General features: G+C 71.4%; 1 protein-coding gene. It reads right to left on the minus strand.

Going from position 1 to position 19,320, the window contains the following annotated elements:
* Positions 1–12: 12 nt before the first annotated feature.
* On the minus strand, positions 13–19,251 hold the full coding sequence (locus PV342_RS30345) for a hypothetical protein (RefSeq protein ID WP_500319470.1): 19,239 nt from the start codon (positions 19,249–19,251) through the stop codon (positions 13–15).
* Positions 19,252–19,320 lie beyond the last annotated feature (69 nt).

The following is a 19,320-nucleotide window of genomic DNA, read 5'->3' on the forward strand; positions in this document are numbered from 1 at the left end:
GTTCCGGATCCTCTACTGCTTCTGCTGGGTGCCCGCCGGCGGTACCTGGTACCAGGACGGGTTGATGCTCGCACGGTACGCACCGGTCAGGTAAACCGACTGGATCGACTTCTCGAAGATCTTGAAGGGTAGCTGGATCCAGAAGTCCGCGAAGCCCTGACGGTGGAAGAGCCGGCTGCCTCCGCCCAGCACCACCACGTTCTTCACCAGCGCCGTGGAGGCCGACGTGGTGAGCGCCGCCGCGGCGTTGATGCCGCCGTCCAGGAAGGCGTCCGCGCCGCTGAGCTTGACCGTGGTCCCGTCGGCGTTGCTCACGCCCCACACGGCGGCGTTCATGGCGCCGTTGACCCACCCCGAGATCACGCTGGTGCCCGCGCTGAAGGTGAAGTCGTAGATCCCGCCGCGCCAGCGGGTCGGGGTCTCGTTCCCGGCCCACTCGTTGGTCCAGGTCTTGTCGTGGTTGAACGGCCTGCGCTGCGGGTGCTTGCCGCCGTCCACGTTGGCCAGGGTCGTCTTGAGGTTGCCCAGCTCGCGGAACCCGGCTGCCCGGTTCTCGTGCACCGCGACGCCGACACCGGTCTTGACGCCCGAGGACACGGCGGCGTTGGCGAACGCCTTCAGCACGTCCTTACCGGTGAACGGCTTGTCCTGAGCCGCGGCGACGATGCCGTTCACGGCCAGGTTGGCGCCGAACTCCAGGACGAACTCCTGGCCGAACTCCACGGCGGCCTTGTACGCCAGCGTCCGCCAGTACGGCTCGTACCGGGCCTCGCGGAGCGCGGCACCGGCGCCGTCGGGCACCACCGTGCCGGACCACGGCATGCGCTGGGCCTCGCGGATCCGGCGTCCCCAGCCGCGGATCTCGGTCAGCGCCCCGCGGTAGTCGTACTCGTTGCCCACCAGCCTCATCTGACCGAGCGGACCGCGCTCCCAGACCAGGCCGCTGTCGGTGCGCTGGGCGACGAGTCCGCCGTCGGCGTCGTAGCGGTTCCACTGACCGCGCCAGGCGTCGGTCTCCAGGTAGCCGGTGACGGTGCCGTCGGCGCCCCTTTCGGCCTTGCGCTCACGGACGACGGACTCGTGGTCGAACTCCTTCCAGACCGAGTGCGGGGTCGCGGCCGCCGGATCGTACTCGCGCACCCGCAGCGGACCGCCGAGGCCCACCGGGACCTCGCGGAGCCTGACGGTGGCGCCTTCGGTGTCGGGCAGCGGCCGCAGCTCGTCACGGAAGTGGCGCGCGCCGCGCGACCACTGGTCCTGCCAGGACGTGCCGTTCCACCAGCTGCGCACCTGCAGCCCGGGGCCGGGGTCGATCCGGTTCCCGGTCCGTTCGTACGCCGCCGTCAGCCAGCCGGTGTCGTGGTCCGGGTCGCGCCAGGCCTCCACGTAGCGGCCCTTGTCGAGCATGCGGCGCTCGCGGACCAGCCTGCGGTCCGCGTCGAGGTCCCGGAAGGAGTCGTCCCACGACAGCCTCGGGTCGTTGGAGCCGCGGAAGAACTCCCTGGTGCCGGAGGACCCGAGGGGGGCGCCCTCGGCGTTCACCTCCCGCCACGTCCACTTCGCGGAGTCCGCCCGTCCCACACCCTCGATGAAGCTGTTCGCGGCGCCGTCGGGGTTGGGCTGCCGCATCCCGGTCAGGTTGCCGTGCGCGTCGCGGGTGACCCAAGTGCCGTGGCCTGCGGGGGTGTCCACGGCCCGCGGGGTGGTGTACTCGCGCACCACCCCGCCGGGGAGGCCCTCGCGGGCGACGTGGCGGGCTCCCGTGGCGTCGCGGAACTCGTCCGTCCACAGCAGGCCGGTGGCCGCCGGGTCCTGCGGCACGCGGTAGCCCCGCGACTGCCCGGCCTCCCACGGCTGGTGCGCCGCGGCCGCGGGTTCGTACGCGGGACGGCCGGCGTGGTCGCCGACCTTGATCGTCGTGCCGTCGTGCAGCTTGGTCGTCAGGCGCGCGAAGTCGCCGTTCGCGGTCAGGTCGAGGATTCCGCCGTCCAGGCCGACGTACCGCACACCCGAGGTCCCCTCGCCGGTCGCGGTGCCGATCGGCCGCTTCTCCCAGGTGAACAGCTGGTGGGCGTTGTTGCCGAGCACATGGGCGTACGCGCCCTCCGCGCGGCCCGCACCCGGCAGCAAGCCGTTGCGGACCCAGACGGGCGGGCGCTGCTCGCGCCACCGCTCGGTGACCAGCAGGTGGCCGTCGACGACCTCGGCCTTGCCGACCTCCTTGCCGTGCGGGGACTGGCGCTGCCAGGTCCCGTCGGTCCTCCACCCACCGGGCGCACCGGCGTCCTGCACGAGCCTGTGCTCCTCGTACTGGCCCGCGTGCTCCGGCAGGCGCCCCATGCCCCACTTGCGCTGGACGAGGGTCCGCCCGTCGTCGGCGAGGTCGGTCCAGCCGGAGTCGAACCGGTCCGGAATCCGGGGGCCCTCGGCGAGTTCCTCGCCGGCGCCGTCGTAGCGGTGCCAGCGCAGCTCGCCGTTCCCGTTCCGCAGCGCCAGCGTGTGGCCCGTGCCGTTGGCGTGCTTCTGCAGGCCGGCCTGGTACTCGTGGACGACGTTGCGCCCGTGGAAGTCGCGCCAGCCGGAGCCGGCGGTGTCGTATTCACGGATCCCCGCACCGGACAGGGTCGCGTCGTCGCCCCAGCGCGCCCAGCTCGTACGGGGGTTGGTACGGCCGAACGCGATGCTGTCGGTGCGGCGGAAGGAGTCGAGGAGCCCGCCGCCGGGCAGCACACGGCGCTCGAAGACGGGAACCGGAGCCCCGGTCGCGCTGAGCAGCACCACCCTGCCGTTCGCGGCACCCGTCAGATCGGCCTCGCCGTGGTGGAAGACACCCCGGGGGGCGCCGTCGGGCCCCCCGGTACGGGCCCACGTGCCGCTCCGGTGGTCCAGGACGTACTGGTACGGGGTCGTCCTGCCCTTGTCGAGGACGTTGAAGCCCTGCCGGACGACCACGCCGTTCGGGTCCAGCTCGAGGAACTCCCCGCGGCGCGGGCCGCCGGGCAGCGTGCACTCGATCCGCACACCGCCCGTCGGCTGCCCGGTGGCGTTCCAGTGCCGCAGGCGGTTGCCCGCGGGGTCCTCCAGCCAGTGCGCGCCGTTCGGGGCGTCCGCGCTCGGTGCCCGCGTGACGAGGACGCCTCCGCCCGCCCCGTCCGGCAGCGGGGTGCCGTGGGCGGTCAGGACGCCGGCCGCGTCGTGGCGGGCGAAGGAACCGTGGGCCGCGGTGACCTGGTGGCCGCCGCCGGGCAGCGGGGTGACCTCCTGGACCAGTTCCCCGGTCGTGCCGTGGAACACCTGGTGGCCGCCCCCGGGCCGGGCGATCTCGATGTGGCCGTTCCCGTGGACGGTGACGGCCCGCTGGGGGTCGGGCGCGAACGTGTCGTCCAGCCACCGCGGTCCTCCGCCCGCGGCCTGGTCCAGGTGGCCGACCGGTTCGCCGCCGCGGCCGGTGAGGCGCAGGCCGTCGCCGGTGAAGGCGCCGTCGGCCGCGAACGTCCGGTAGCCGGTGGCGTGGGTGACACGGAAACCGCCGTCGCCGGGCAGGGCCTGGACCCGCTCGGGCAGGGCGGCGCCCGTGGCGTCGGTGAGCCGGTGGCCGCCCGCGGCGTCCGGGACGACGAAGCGGGCGCCGCGCCCGGTCGCCGGATCGGCGAGTGCCGTCCCGGTCTCGACCGGACGGGCCTGGGCGTCGTGGAGCACGGTCCGCCCCGTGGTGCCGTCGATCGTACGGAGCCGGCCGCCGCCGACGTCCGTCACACGCTCGGTCAGCGGATTGCCCAGGCCGTCCGTGAGACGCAGCCCGCCGGAGCCGTCCGCGACCGCGACCCTGGCCCCGCGGGTCCCGTCCGCCGGGTCTGCGAGGGCGGTCCCGGCGTCCTGCCAGCGGCCGTCCGGGGTGTAGCGGGACGTCGCGCCGGTCCCGTCGTCGATGACCCGGAAACCGGCGCCCCCGGGAAGGGCGGTGACGTCGCCGCGCTGCGGGACGCCGAGGGCGTTCGTCAGCGTGTGGGTGCCCGCACCGTCGCGGGCCAGGAACAGGTCACCGCGTCCGCCGTCCGCGCGGGTGAGCGACACTCCGCTCTCCTGGAGCCGGCCGGCCCCGTCGTGGCGTACGGACGCACCGCTGACGTCGTCGGTGATCCGGAAACCGGCGCCGCCGCCCAGGGGGGTCACCGTGCGGGGCACGTCGCGCCCCTGGACGTCGGTGACGCGGGTGGTGCCGTCCTCACGCACCAGCACGAGGTCTCCCTCGGCCGGCGCCCCGCCCGCTCCCCGCAGCCGCAGGCCCTCGTCGATCGGGCGGCCGCTCGTGCGGAAGCGCGTGGTTCCGCCGGTACGGATGTCGGTGACGCGGACCGCCCCGTCCTCCAGCGGTTCCGCGAGGTGGTGCTCGGCGTCCGGGCCGGTGAGGCGGACCGCCACGGGGCGGCCGCGGCCGTTGAGATCGGTGTGCAGCCGCAGGCCGTTCGGGACCTCCGCCGCGTTCCGCAGCGGCACCTCCTGGGCGGTCCTGACGCCCGACTCGTTGTAGCGGACCACCGTGTCCGACGCGGTGTGCCGCACGTCGAACCCGCCGTCACGGAAGGCGACCGTCCGGCTCTCGTCGAGCTCGAGCCCACGGCCGAGGACGCGGTGGCTGACGCTGCCGCCGCCGGCCTCGACGCGCTCGATGACCAGTCCGTTGTTCCCCTCGATGCCGGAGTCGCTCAACTCGACCCGGGTGACGCTCCCTTCGGGGTTCCCGAGCAGTTCACTCAGCCTGCCGGCGCCGGGGGTCGCACCGCGGTCGACGGCGGCCCGCTCGTCGAAGCCCCGGATCCGGTTCTCGACCTGGTGCGGGTCGATCCCCTGGTCCCGCAGGCCGTCGATCGCGGACGTGACCCGGTCGCGGGCCGCCAGCGTGTCGGAGCGCAGTTGCTCCTCGATCGTGCTGAGCCCCTGGGATGTGCTCGCCTCGCCGTGCGGCAGCGCGTCCTCCGCACTGCCGAGGTCCTGCCGGGCCCGGGTCAGATCGCCCCAGCCCTCCCGGCGCGGATCCCCCTCGCGGCCGAGGAGTTCCTCCACCCGGCGGTAGTCCTCGGCCCAGGGGACGTCGTCGGTGCCGCGCCCTGCGGCCGCCGGGGCGGGGGCCGGCGTTGCCGGTACGTCGTTCCCCGCGAGCAGGCGCAGGGCGCCGGCCTGGCGTTCGGTCTCGGTGAGCGCGTCCTGGAGCCGCAGGCGGGTCGCCTGCGTGAGGTCGTCGCCGGCCAGGACGGCACGGACGCGGGTCGTCAGGTCGTCGAGGGCGGCCACGCCGCCGCCGTGTCCCGTGCCGAACACGCCGTGCTCCTGCAGCAGCCGGTAGGCGCCGCTCTCGGCCCGGGCCTGGACCAGCAGGCGCTCGACGCCGGCGGCGCCCGGTGCGCCACGGTGAGCGGTCAGGAAGTCGTCAGCGGCCGCGGTCAGTTCGTCGAGCGCCGTGATCCGCCCGGCGAGGTCCGTCCCGTGCACGTCGTGGAGCTCGGCCATCCGGCGTTCGACGGCGTCGATCGCCGAACCGGAGCCGGACGTCTGCGTCTTGAAGACGGCCGGGTCGAGCAGGTCGCGTTCCGCCGTGCCGCCACCCGGTGCGATCACGTCGTCCGAGGCGGCGGTGAGCTGCGGCACGTGGACGTGGTCGTGGCTCGCCACCTGGGAGTGGATGAGGTCCAGGTAACGGCCGCGCAGTCCGCCCTGGGACAGGCCCTCCGGGGCGGCGTTGTGGTAGTTGCCCATCAGGCTGCCGTCGACCTCAGGGCGATGCCCGGCCGTGGTGTCCCGGTACTCGTCCCGCAGACCCAGCTGATGGCCCAACTCATGCGCGAGATCCTGCTCCGTGGCATCGACCCGCCACTGATGCTGGTTCATCGCCCCCTGCGGACGACCCACCCTCACATTCAGATGAGCGTCCGAGGCATTGCCCGCGACCCGCTCCAGCGTGACGTGCAGAACACTGCCGTCACGCAGCGTCTCACCAGGACGGTTGAAGACCCGCTCCACACCGGACACCGCTCGATCCCACAACGCGTCGACCTGAGTCGCTGAAAGCCCGTCGTCGGCAAGCCGCACCCTCACCGTCAGATCAGTGACCGAACGGTCCCCCAACTCGAACCTACGCACGTCATAACCCGCACGCACCTCATACCGCGGCGCATGCGCACCACCACCCCGCGGCGTCGACACCGGATCCACCCACGAATGCTTCACCGTGTTCGGCACCGCCGCACCACGCGCCACATCCCAACCGGGATCCAGCGTCAGATCCACCCGCCCCGCACCCGGAACCGAACCATGCACGACGTCGTCCACCACACCGGCAGGCACGGAAACGCCCCTGGGCGATACACCGTTGGAGCTGTCCTGGATCGGGAACGACTTGTCGCCGCTCTCCAGACGCACCGTCACCGTCTCCGTACCGGAGCCGTGCACCACGGCGTGGCGCACGTCCTGCTGGAGCCGCCCGAGCGTGTCCAGCAGATCCTCCGGCGGGAAACGCCTCTTCAGCACCTCGAGCAGGCTGTCCTCCGAGACACCCAGCTCCTGCGCCAGGTTCCTGAAGTGACCACGGTTGTTGTTCCACCCCGTCGTGGCATTGCCCGGGCCCACGTGGATGGAGTTGTCCGCGGTCAGGATGGACGGTCCGTGCTCGTCGATCAGGTCCTGGGCGGCCTTCGACCGGGCGGTCAGGTGGAAGTCGCTGCCCTTGATCGTGACCGACGACCCGCCCGGCACCCGCGTCTCGTGGCCGGAGGTGAGGACCACGTTCAGATGGACGGCCACCTCCGCCTGCGTCCCGCCGTCCTCGACCGTGACCACGATCGGCCGCGAGATGAGGTTGTGGCCGCCGTTGTTACGGGTCTCCACGCCGAACTCGAAGCCCCCGAGCGTGCGACGCGCGTCCCCGGGCCTTCCGCCGCCCCCGCCGATGATGACGTCCAGCACCCCGTCCGCGGTCAGCCGCGTGGAGCCCGCGGCCGCCGGGGCTGCCGCCGAGACGGACTGCGGCAGGTGCTTGTTGATGCCGTTGACCAGGGCGTTCCGGGTGTCGATGGACATCTGGACGAGCTGCTTGAAGGTGTCGTTGACGCCCCCGGTGGCCGAGCGAACCGCCGTGAACTCGCCCTTCAGGACCGTGGTGAGTTCGCTCCCCTTCATCACCCGGAGTTCCGTGCCGTCCAGCCGGATGTCGTGGAAGGCGATCGCCGCCAGGCTCTTCCCCACGTGCTGGTCCTTCGTCAGGACGTGAGGGTGGTGCAGCTTGAGGTAGTGCTCCACCTGCTCGGTCCACGTCTTCCGGCTCGCATGGCTCTGCGTGAGACCCGTGAGAAGCGACTGCGGGTCGTCGCCCACTTCCAGGGCTATGCGGTCGCCGTCGGTGACCAGGGCCAGGCCCGAGTCGAACACGACGGCATCCTTCTCCCGTCCCTGCCACAGGTGGCCGCGGTTCTTGACGAGGCTGTCGAGGAGCCGCTCCCCTTCCCTGGCCTCGTAGCTGATGGCCCTTCCGGAGACCTCGCCGAACCTGATGTCCTTCTCCAGGCCGAGGGAGTTGGCCGGGTCGACACGGACGAACGTGTTGGGCTCGGGGAAGTAGACCGTCCGCGCGTCGGTCTTCGCCATCGCGTCGCGCACGGCCAGGTCGAGGTCGGCGGCGTTCTTCGCGGCACCCCCGGGGAGGGTGTAACCACCGCTCACCATCTCGGGGGCGAACCCGTCGTTCTGCGCGCTCAACGACTCGATCTTCGCCGCCGCGCGCTCGAAGAGCGGCTCGCCTCCGACGACCATGCTCTTGACGTCGGCGTCACCGACGTGCAGGTACACCTCTCCCCCGGCGTTCAGTCTGACCTTGTCGAGCATGCCACGGGTGAGGTCGTCGCGGACGACCGCCTCACGCAGCGCACCGTAGGGAATCTCCTTCTGGGCGCCGGCCTCCACCAGCTTGGGATCGGGCTGGCGCCACGTGAAGCCGGTGACGGAGACCTCGAAGTTGCCTTCCTGCTCCCACTGCTGGGCGAACGCGCGCACCCTGTCGGCGATCTCGGTTTCCTTGCCGGCGCGCCCGTTCACACCGATGACCAGACCCAGCCGCTCACCCAGGACCGACTCGTCCGTGAACGCCGTCCCGTACGTCTTCGCCAGCGTGAGCAGATCGGTGTCCGGGGTCGCGATGACGGTGGCCACGAAACGCGTCCCGTCACCGCCCTGGAGCCCGCCCTTGGCCGCACCGTCGTACTGGGCCACCGGCTTCAACCGGTAGTGGCTTGCGATGTCGCCGTAGCCGTCGGTGAATCGCACGGCGTCGGTCTGCCGCGTGAAGGTGGACGGGACGGCTGCGGGCCGCGCGGGATTCGGCTTGGCCTTCTTCGGCGCCTGGGGGGCGATCCCGTCGACCACGTCGACGTCGGCGTGCGGCACAGGGACATGATCGTGACTGACCACCTGGGCGTGGATGAGGTCCAGGTAGCGGGGGCGCAGCCCGCCCTGCGACAGATCCTCAGGGGCCGCGTTGTGGTAGTTGCCCATGAGACTGCCGTCGACCTCCGGGCGGTGCCCGGCGGTGGTGTCCCGGTACTCGTCCCGCAGACCCAATTGGTGGCCCAGCTCGTGCGCGAGATCCTGCTCGGTGGCGTCGATCCGCCACTGGTGCTGGTTCATCGCGCCCCGTGAACCACCGACATTCACGGTGAGGTGGGCGTCGGAGGCGTTGCCCGTGACCCGCTCCAGCGTGACGTGCAGAACGCTCTCATCGCGCAGCACCGCACCAGGACGGTTGAAGACCCGCTCCACGCCCGACACCGCACGGTCCCACAGCGCGTCCACCTGGGACGGCGACAGACCCTCACCGGCCAGCCGCACCCGCACCGTCAGATCCGTGACCGAACGCCCACCGACCTCGAACCTGCGCACGTCGTAACCGGCCTGCACCTCATACCGGGGAGCATGGGCGCCACCGCCCCGCGGCGTCGACACCGGATCCACCCACGAATGCTTCACCGAGTTCGGCACCGCTGCACCACGCGCCGCATCCCAGCCCGCGTCCAGCGTCAGATCCACCCGACCCGCACCAGAACCCGCACCGAGGAAGAAGTCGTCCACCACACCGGTCGGCGCGTCGACCGCCCGCGCCGACACACCCGGGGACTTGCCCTGGACCGGGAACGACTTATCCCCCCGGAACTCCACCGTGATGACCTCGGAGGCGGAGGCATGGACGATGGCGCGCTCCACGTCCCGCTGGAACAGGGCGACGGTGTCGAGCAGTTCACTCGGCGGGAAACGGCTGTCGAGCGCCTTGACCAGGCTGTCCTTCGTGATGCCGAGTTCGTCCGCCAGGTTCTTGAGGTGGCCGCCCCTGTTGTCCCAGCCGGTCTTGGCGTTGCTCGGCCCCACATGAATGGAGTTGTCCGCGGTCAGAGCGGACGGCCCGGACCTGTCGATGAGGTCCTGAGCGGCCTTCGACCGCGCGGTCAGATGGAAGTCCGACGCGTTGAGCGTGACCGTCGTTCCGTCGAGCCTCCCGCTCGGGGTGACCATCACATTGAGGTGGACGGCCACCTGGACCGACTTGTCCCCCTCGGTGACCGTCATCAGCACGGGCCGCGAGATGAGGTTCGTGCTCCCCGTGTCCCGGACCCTTCCGAACTCGAAACCGCCGAGCGTGCGGCGGGAGCCGTCGACCGTGCTCGATCCCGTGATGCTGTCCAGGATCCGGACGGCGTCCGGGGTCAGCCGGCCTCCGCCCGTACCGGCACCCGCGTGAGCGGCCGTGGACGTGCTCGCGCTCGGTGCGGACGGGGGAACGGACTGCGGCAGCCGCTTGTTGAGGCCGTCGACCAGAGCGTTACGGGTGTCGACGGCCATGTCGAGCAGTTTCTTGACGGGCGCCGGGAAATCTTCGCCCAGCTTCATGATCGCGCTCGCCTCTGCCGGAAGTGCCTTTCCGAGCTCCCTGCGCGTCATCGACTTGAGGGCCGAGATGCCATCCGTCCCGATGCCGTGGAAGGCGATGGTCGCCAGGCTCTTCCCGACGTTCGCGTCCTTCACGAGCACGTCCGGGTGGTGCAGCTTGATGTAGCGCTCGATCTGCTCGGTCCAGGTCTTCGAGTTCGCGTGGCTCTGGGTCAGCCCGCTCAGGATCGACCGCGGGTCGTCCCCCACTTCCTTGGCGATCCGCTCCCCGTCCGTGACCAGAGCGAGTTCCGAATCGAAGACGAAGCCCTGGTTCTCCCGCCCCTCCCAGAGGTAACCGCGGTTCTTGAGGGAGCTGTCGAGGAGCCGCTCCCCTTCCCTGGCCTCGTAGCTGATGGCCTTTCCTGAGACCTCGCCGAACCGGATGTCCTTCTCCAGGCCGTGTTCCGGGTCGACACGGACGAACGTGTTGGGCTCGGGGAAGTAGACCGCCCGCGTGTCGGTCTTCGCCATCGCGTCGCGCACGGCCAGGTCGAGATCCGCGGCGTTCTTCGCGGCACCCCCGGGGAGGGTGTAACCGCCGCTCACCACTTCCGGAGGAAGCTTGTTGTCGGCGCTCAGCGATTCGATCTTCGCGGCGGCACGCTCGAAGAGCGGCTTCCCACCAATGACCATGCTCTGGACGTCGGCGTCACCGACGTGCAGGTATACCTGTCCCTTGGCGTTCAGCTTCAGCTTGTCGAGCATGCCCCGGGTGAGATCGTCACGGATGACCGCCTCACGCAGCGCACCGTACGGCACCATCTTCTGGCCGCCGTCCTTCAGCAGCTGGGGGTTCCGCTGCTCCCAGGTGAAACCGCTGACGGAAACCGAGAAGTCGCCCTCCTTCTCCCACTGCTGAGCGAACTTCCGCACGGTGTCGACGATGTCGGCGTCTCTGCCGACCTGTCCGTTCACACCGATCACGAGGCCCAGCCGCTCGCCGAGGGACTGCTTGCCGAACGCCGTCCCGTACGTCTGCGCCAGCTTCAGCAGATCGGTGTCCGGAGTCGCGATGACCGTGGCGACGAAGCGCGTCCCCTCACCGCCCTGGAGCGCGCCCTTGGCCGCACCGTCGTACTGGGCCACCGGCGTCAACCGGTAATTCTCGACGATGTCGCTGAAGCCCTGGCTGAAGCCCTCGCTGAAGCGCCCGGCGTCCGTCTGCCGCGTGAACGTTGCCGGGTCGACCGCCACCCGCGATGTCCCCGCCTTGACCTTGCTCTTGCTGGGTGCGTGGGGGGCGACCGCGTCCACCGCGTCGACGCCGACGTGCGGCACGTGGACGTGGTCGTGGCTCGCCACCTGGGAGTGGATGAGGTCCAGGTAACGGCCGCGCAGTCCGCCCTGGGACAGGCCCTCCGGGGCGGCGTTGTGGTAGTTGCCCATCAGGCTGCCGTCGACCTCAGGGCGATGCCCGGCCGTGGTGTCCCGGTACTCGTCCCGCAGACCCAGCTGATGGCCCAACTCATGCGCGAGATCCTGCTCCGTGGCATCGACCCGCCACTGGTGCTGGTTCATCGCCCCCTGCGGACGACCCACCCTCACATTCAGATGAGCGTCAGCGGCATTGCCCGCGACCCGCTCCAGCGTGACGTGCAGAACACTGCCGTCACGCAGCGTCTCACCAGGACGGTTGAAGACCCGCTCCACACCGGACACCGCTCGATCCCACAACGCGTCGACCTGAGTCGCTGAAAGCCCGTCGTCGGCAAGCCGCACCCTCACCGTCAGATCAGTGACCGAACGGTCCCCCAACTCGAACCTACGCACGTCATAACCCGCACGCACCTCATACCGCGGCGCATGCGCACCACCACCCCGCGGCGTCGACACCGGATCCACCCACGAATGCTTCACCGTGTTCGGCACCGCCGCACCACGCGCCACATCCCAACCGGGATCCAGCGTCAGATCCACCCGCCCCGCACCCGGAACCGAACCATGCACGACGTCGTCCACCACACCGGCAGGCACGGAAACGCCCCTGGGCGACACGCCATTGGAGTCGCCTCGGACGGGGAACGACTTGTCGCCCTGGAAGTGGACCCGCACGTCCTCCGCGCCGGAGCCGTGGACGACGGCGCGCTCCACGTCGTCCTGGAACCGGTGGATCGTATCGACCAGTCCGCTCGGCGGGAACCGGTTGTCGAGTGCCTCGATGAGCTTCTGTTCCGAGACGCCGAGGGCCTGTGCGAGGTTCCTGGTGTTGCCCGGCCTGCTGTTCCAGCCGGACTTGGCGTTGCTCGGCCCCACGTGGATGGACTTCGACGCGGTGTCGCTGGACGGGCCGTGCAGGTCGATCAGGTTCTGGTCGGTGTGCGGTCGCGCGGTGAGGTGGTACTTGCTCCCGGTGATGGTGACTTCCGTCGTGTTCGCGAGCTTCTTGCCCGCCACCGTCACGTCGGCCTCGTTGCCCGAGCTGAGCATGACGTTCAGATGGACGGCCACCTCCGCTTCCGTCCCGCCGTCCTTGACCGTGACCACGATCGGCCGTGACACGAGGTTCTTGCCGTCGTTGCTACGGGTGCCCGCGCCGAACTCGAACCCGCCGAGCGTACGGCGCTCGTCACCGTTGCGGCCGCCCGTGCCGACGGCGACGTTCAGGATCTGGTCATCGGTCAGCTTCGCGGAGCCCGCAGAGGCGGACGGTGCCGCCGGGGAGACGAACGAGGCGTCGCCGGACCGCTCGACGCGCAAGGCCGTTCCGGTGAAGAGGTCCGCCCTGGGCGCACCGCTCTCGTCGAGGAGCGAAGCCGTGAAGCGGAGGTCCTCGTAGTTGTCGTGCACTTCGTCGGCCGCGCCGACGGACTTGCTCCCGCCGGGCGCTGGCGGCGTGTCGGGACCGCCCGGGTGGCCGCTCACCGGCCCCGGCGCGTGGGCCGGCGAGGGCCCCGGACCACCGGTACCGCCCGGGTGGGCGCCACCGGATCCGGGGGGCGCCGGGGGCGCGGGGTGCACTCCCGGGGCGGAGGTCGCGGCGCCCGGTCGCGCGTTGTGGACCTCGACCGTGAACGAGAGCCCCTTGTCCTTGGCGAACTGCTCCAGCTGCAGCTTCTGCGCCTGCAGCCCAGCCGGGTTGAAGCCGTCGTTCACGAGCACGACGCGGTCGAGGTCGTCCCACTTCACGCCACCGTGGAGCTGGGCCTCGAAGTACCTGTTGAGCTTCCCCTCGAGCTTCCCCGCATCGCGCAGGCCGCGGAACGCGCTGTCGTACTGGAAGTCGGTCGCCTCGGCGAAGGCGAGCCGGACCAGCACCTCGGGGCCGTGGTTGAGCAGCGGCAGCATATTGCCACGCCCGGTGACGCTCAGGGCGCCCTCCAAGCCCTGGCCGAAGCTGTCCGCAGGCGTGAACGTGGCCCGTTCCATCAGGTTGGGCTTGAGGTGGAAGACCGCCTGCCCGTACATCTTCACGCCGCTGGGCCGGTACTTGGAGGTGAGGGCGGCGTAGTTCGGGAGGTCCGCGAGGTCGGCCGCGGTCGGGGCGAACGCCTTGCCGCCCTGGCCCGGGTAGATCCCGGAGGCGTCCGTCGTCCGCTTCACGGACGCCGGCAGGCCGAGGGCCTCTTCCGTGTTGCCGCGCGTGACGTAGTACCCGGCGCCGGCGTTGTCGATCTCCCATGCGTTGCGGAGCAGTTGCTGGTCCGCTGTCATCGCGTCCAGCAGCGTGCCGCCGCCCGGCAGTTGGTTGCCGAGCTTGAGGTTCACCGTGAGCGAGAGCTCGTCCTGCAGATGCTTGTGGACCTTCGTGATGAGCTCACCGGCCTCCGCCCCGTCGAGCCGGTAGCCCTTCGCCCACTCCCACTCGTCGCTGCGCAGCTTCGTGGTCAGCAGGTCCGTGTCCGCCGCCAGCGTGCGCAGGGCGCGCCGTTCGGCCATGACGATGGCGGCGAGCTGCGGCATGCGCAGGTCGCGCAGTTCCGTACGGCCTTCGAGGGCCTGGAACAGCCGCGTGTTCTCGTCGAACGACTTCTGCTGCTGCAGCAGCACCGACTTCAGCGCGTCGTCGTGCTCCGCGCGCGCCAGCCCCTTGGTCAGGATTTCCTGGTGGGCGTTGAGATCGCCCTCGTAGGCCTCCTTGCCCTGGCCCTTGGGCCAGCCGTGGGCCGACTGGGGCTCGCTCAGCCAGTGGGCCACCGTCAGGTCCTGGCCGCTGGGCACCAGGGCGTGGCTGAACTTCCCGCCCTCCAGCGGGGTGACGACGTGGGTCGCGGACGGGACGTGGTCGACGGACTGCACGATGCCCTCGGGAGCCGGGGGCACCGCGTCGCCCCGGCCCTTGAGGTGCAGCAGCGAACGCAGACCGTCCGGAAGGCGGGGCGCGCCGCCGCCGAGGCCGTGGCCGGTGTAGGACTGCACCTCGGGGAGCGGTGCTCCGCCGGTCAGGTCGTTCCAGTGGGCCTCGGCCTGGGCCAGTGCGGCGTCGGCCTGCCTGACCTGCTGCCACGACTCGAGGTAGCGGACGCCGTCGACCTCGGCGGAGGTGCCGACGCCGTCCACGTAGCGCGTCTGCAGGTCGTCGCGGATCGTCCGGGCGTTGATCAGCTCGCGGCGGGCGTCGGTGATGGCGGCCGACGCGTCGATCTCCGACAGGTCGTCCGCGAAGTTCCCGCGCACGCCGCCGTGGTCCGATCCGGAGCCGGTGGTGTCCAGGGTGCCGCCGGGCGGCTTGCCCTTGCCCTTGTCCCCCACCACGGGCGGCGCGTCCGTGACATCGGCCGTCACGTCGCGCACCGCCCTGCCGGCCGAGCCATCGGGCACCGCCGGCCGCGCGTCGAGCACCGCGTTCATGAACCCGTCGGTGAACCGGCCCGCGTCGGTGTGCCACAGCGGCAGGTTCCGGGCCGCGTACAGATAGGCGTTCTCCAGCTGTGCCGCCGTGATCCGGTGCTCCTCCAGGACGTGCGTCCCGCCCGCCGGGGCCCCGTCGGCGGTGCCGCGGACGGCACCGAGTTCGCCCGGCGCACCCGGGCCCAGGGGCACCGGCGCGTCCCGGCCCGGCAGCAAGACCGTCAGCGAACGGGCGCCCGTCGAACCGTCGGTCCCCAGGACCAGCCGGATGTCGGCCGCGGGGTCGGCGATCGCGTGCTCCAGGTGCTGCCGCACCGGCCGAGTGTCGTCCATGAACCGTGCGACGTCGCCCCCGCCGGTGCCGACGTGGACGTCGCCCCCTCCGGTCCCCGGGTGCACGGGTGAGGGGGGACCAGAGGGCAGGTCGTCGAGCGAGGTCCGGAAGAGACCCATGTCCTGCAGCATGTCGTCTATCTCGCCGAACATGTGCTGCACGTCGGACGGGTAGTGCACCGAGGACGGCGGCAGGTGGCCGGCGGAGTCCCCCGCGGCCGACCCGACGGGACTCGGCACAGGCTCCGGCACGCTGTCCACGGAGCCCCTCCCGATCCCGGAGAGCGAGCCGTCGGCGGCGGGCACCGTCACCGAGGGTCCCGGCAGATCGGACAGCCCCGGTCGGAGCGTGCCGTACGTCTCGCCCAGCTGACGCGACAGCTGGCGTCCCGCGTCGTCGCCCGAGTTGAGGATGGTGTGGGTGATCATCTTCTCGAACTGCTCGAGGATCTCGAGACGTTCCCGCTGCGGAACCGTCTTGACATTGCCGTCGATCAGGGGACGCTGGTGGTCGAAGAGCACGAAGGTCTTCGCCTGGTCGGTGGCGCCTTGGACCCCGTCCGGGTCGACACGCCGCCAGTCCTCCACCTCCCCGAAGGCGTCCTGGTACCGGATCGTGTCGTCGGCGGTCAGCTTGGCCACGGGCGACGTGCCGTCCGCCCAGTGCCAGGCGCCGTCGCGGCGCAGCATCGTGTCGACGAGACGGTACGGGGCCGCCACCCACAGGTCCGCGACGGACTTGCCGAGCGCGGCGGACACGAAGCCCTCCGCGAAGCGCACGCAGTTGTAGCGGAACAGGTCGTACACGGCACCGGAGTTGGCCATCGCGTACCGGTACCCGTCGAACAGCTGCGCCGCCGTGATCCGGTAGGTGCCCAGTACGCGGACGTGCCCGGAGACGAGGTATTCGGCGTCGTTGACGATGGCACCCGGGTTGCCGAAGAGGTGTCCTTCCTCCGGGTAGAAGCCGATCGTGAGCGGCTTGCGCTCGCCCGGCAGCATCACGGCCACCATGGCGTGGCCGACGTCGTCGGAGAACTCGCGCCAGGTACGGCCTCCGGGGCTGGCCACGAGGGCCACTTCGATGTTCGCCGCGGGGTTGTCGATGGCCTGTTCCACGTGCTGACGCAACGGGCGGATCAGGTCGACGAACTCCGAGAAGCCGTCCAGGTCCTCCGTCCCGTGCTCGCTGACCGGGGTGCCCGGCACCGAGTCGTCGTCGAAGTCGAAGCGCGAACCCAGCGGTGCCCCGGTGGCGTCCAGGTCCACGTCGTCGAGCCCGTCGAGCAGGCCGCTCTCGGGCCGCGGCGGCCGCGGCGGGACGGGCGGTGCGTGGTGCCCGCCGGGCCCGGGGCTGGTGGGCGCGTCGTGCGTGAGGTCGGTGTCCCTGACGCCGCCGGGGAGGTGCCCGCGTTCCGGGCCTGCGAGGTGCACGGCCAACTGGTCGGCCTGGGCCCGGATGTCGACCTTGGTGAAGGCCGCGCCGCGGAGGTCCTCCAGCACCTGGCGTGCGGCGGTGACGGTCTCCACCGTCACCGCGCCGGATCCCATCTTGCCCAGCTTCAGGTTGACCTCGTGGAACAGTTCCGCCTGGTGCGAGTGCACGCGCCCGCCGCCCGACCCGGTCGCCGGTGCCGGGGCGGGGTCCTGGCGCAGCGGCACGGCGACGTGTCCGTCGCCGGTGACGGGCGCCTTGCCGTGCGTGCTCGGGGTGGTGACCACGTCGTCGGTGCTGCGCGCGGGCGCGCCGGCGAAGGCGTGACCCGTGTCGGCGTCCACGGCCTTCCCGGTTCCGGGAGCGCCGGCGAAGGCGGGGCCGTCGACGGGACGGACGCCGCGGCCATCGTCGAGGAGGTCGAGCGCGGAGCGGGCCGCGTCCTTGGGCGGTGTGCCGTGCACGCCGCCCTTGGGCAGGCCGGGAGCGGGCACGCCGTGGGGGGTGGAACCGGGCACGGCATCGGTGGCCACGGAGCCGGGACGGCCGCTGCCGGCGGGCCGCACGATCTCGTCCAGGGCCATATGAGCCTGGTTGGCACGTGCGGCCCCGGCGACGTTGTCGCCGAGGTCGGACCCGATGTGCGAGGGCACCGGGTTGTTCGGCGTCCCCTTGGCGCCGCCCGACAGCAGGTCGAACGCCGACCCTCCGGCGGCGCCGGTGCCGCTCTGGTGCCCGGGGACCCCGGTGAGCGGGCCGTGGGCGCCGCCCGTTCCGCCCGGGGCGGCGAGCAGGTCGTGCACCCCGGCTCCGCTCGGCGGCGCCGGGACGCCGGTCAGCGCGGTGTGCGCGGCGCCCGTCCCCGCGCCCGGTGCGCCGGGGGCGGCGAGCAGGTCGTGGAGCCCCGTGGCGCCGGGGGCGGGAGCGGGCACTCCGGTGAGGGCGGTGTGCACCGCGCCGGTCCCGCCGGGCGGTGCCGTCAGGACGCCCGTCGGGCCCTGCGCGAGCAGGTTGCCCCCGTTGCCCTTGGCGACGAGGGCGGCGACGTCCACGCCTTCGTGCACGACCGGGGTCCCGGCGGAGCCGGGCACGTACAGGCCGGAGGAGTGCGTCACATGGCCGCCCGGGGCCGCCGCGCTCACCCCGAGTCCCCCGCTCATCTGGCCGGGCGCCGCGTCCATGGCGTCGATCCTCATCCGGCTCATCTGTGTGCCGGCGATGTCGACCACGTCGTCCATGTGGCGCACTGCCCGGAAACCCGCCGTCGAGTTGTCGAAGACGGCGTTCGCACCGTGCACCGCGACGGGGTTGACCGTGCCGACCCGCAGCCCCGTCAGGTCGACGGTGCTGACGGGGGCCACGGAGAAGGAGGACGGGCGGACGGAGGTGTGGGTGTCGGCGAAGTTGCCGAAGCGCACGTTCTCCAGGTCCATGCGGGCCATGTTGATGCCGGTGTGCCCGAGGTCCAGGTGCGGGGTCGCGCCGTGCGGGCCCATCGGCACGGCGCTCGCGGTGTGCGCGATCGTGCCGCCCACCGGCAGGTCCCACACGCCGCGGCCCATGACGCCGCGGTCCCAGAAGCCCATGCGCAGGGCGCCCTTCAGCCCGTACTCCGCGATGTCGGTGTGCGTCACGGGCAGGATCAGGCGCGTCCACTTGCCGCCGGCCATCTGGCTGCTCCAGGTCTCCTGGGCGAAGATCCGGAAGTTCTGCCACGCCCCGGGGGCGCCGGCCCTCACGGCCGACCCCCACCCGCGCACCACCACGGGGATGGAGCGGACGCCCTGCACGACGACGAGCCCGCCCTTGACGAACACCGAGCCGGCGAGCGCGGGCACGTTGTGGAAGTTCTGCATGACCCACAGTCCGCCCTCGCGCACCCAGCTCAGGCTGATCCGCGCGACGTCCCGCAGGCTGGTGAAGACGGTGGCGAACCGGAACCCGTTGACCAGGTCCTTCAGGGACAGGAAGCCGTTGCGTCCCCACTGGAGGACGGCCTTGAAGCCGGACTTGAGGAGGCCGCCGATGGCGAAGATCGGCAGTGCCTTCGTGGTGGGGGCGATGATGCCGAGCCCCGCGAGGAACAGGTCGAGGAAACCGATGTCGCCACGGGCGAAGTCGATGGCCGCCTTCACGAACAGCGTCATGTTGACGCCGAGGGCGAGCAGGGCGACCGGGCCGCCGAAGATCAGCGCCGGGACGATGAGGATGATCGCCAGGATCTGGAACATCTCCCAGAAGACCTGGCAGTCCGAGATCGGCAGCCGGATGTCGGAGGCGTTTCTGATCGCATTCGCGGTGGTGTTGCCCACGTCGGCGAGATGCGTGCCCGCGTTCTGGGCGGTCTGCCGGTGGACCTCCACTTGCGGGTCGTCCTTCGCCAGGCCGCGTGCGGCCGACAGGGCGCCGTCGGCCTGCCGCTGGGCATCCTCGATGTGGTTCGCCCAGGCACTGAGGTTCTGGGAGACCTCCCAGAAGGAGTCGGCCACGTCGTGGATGTGGTTGCGCAGCCTCTCGTCGACCTTGCCCCGCAACGCGTCGGCGGTCTTCCCTGCGAAGACACTGCTGTCCGCCGTGTTCATCACCTGGTCGATGGCCTGCGCGATGGACCTCGCCTGCGTGCCGATCTTGACCAGGTCATCGACCAGCAGACGGATCTGGACCGGGTCCCCGGGGGTCGGATCCCCGTGGAGGCCGAGAACGTTCCAGTCGCTCGGGCGAGGCATGTGAGGGATCCCTCCCAGTTCGGTGCGGAGGAGCACGGCGGAGCTCTCCACGAGGACCACGCGCGGCAC

Source organism: Streptomyces sp. PA03-3a, from assembly GCF_033792735.1.
GTDB lineage: Bacteria > Actinomycetota > Actinomycetes > Streptomycetales > Streptomycetaceae > Actinacidiphila.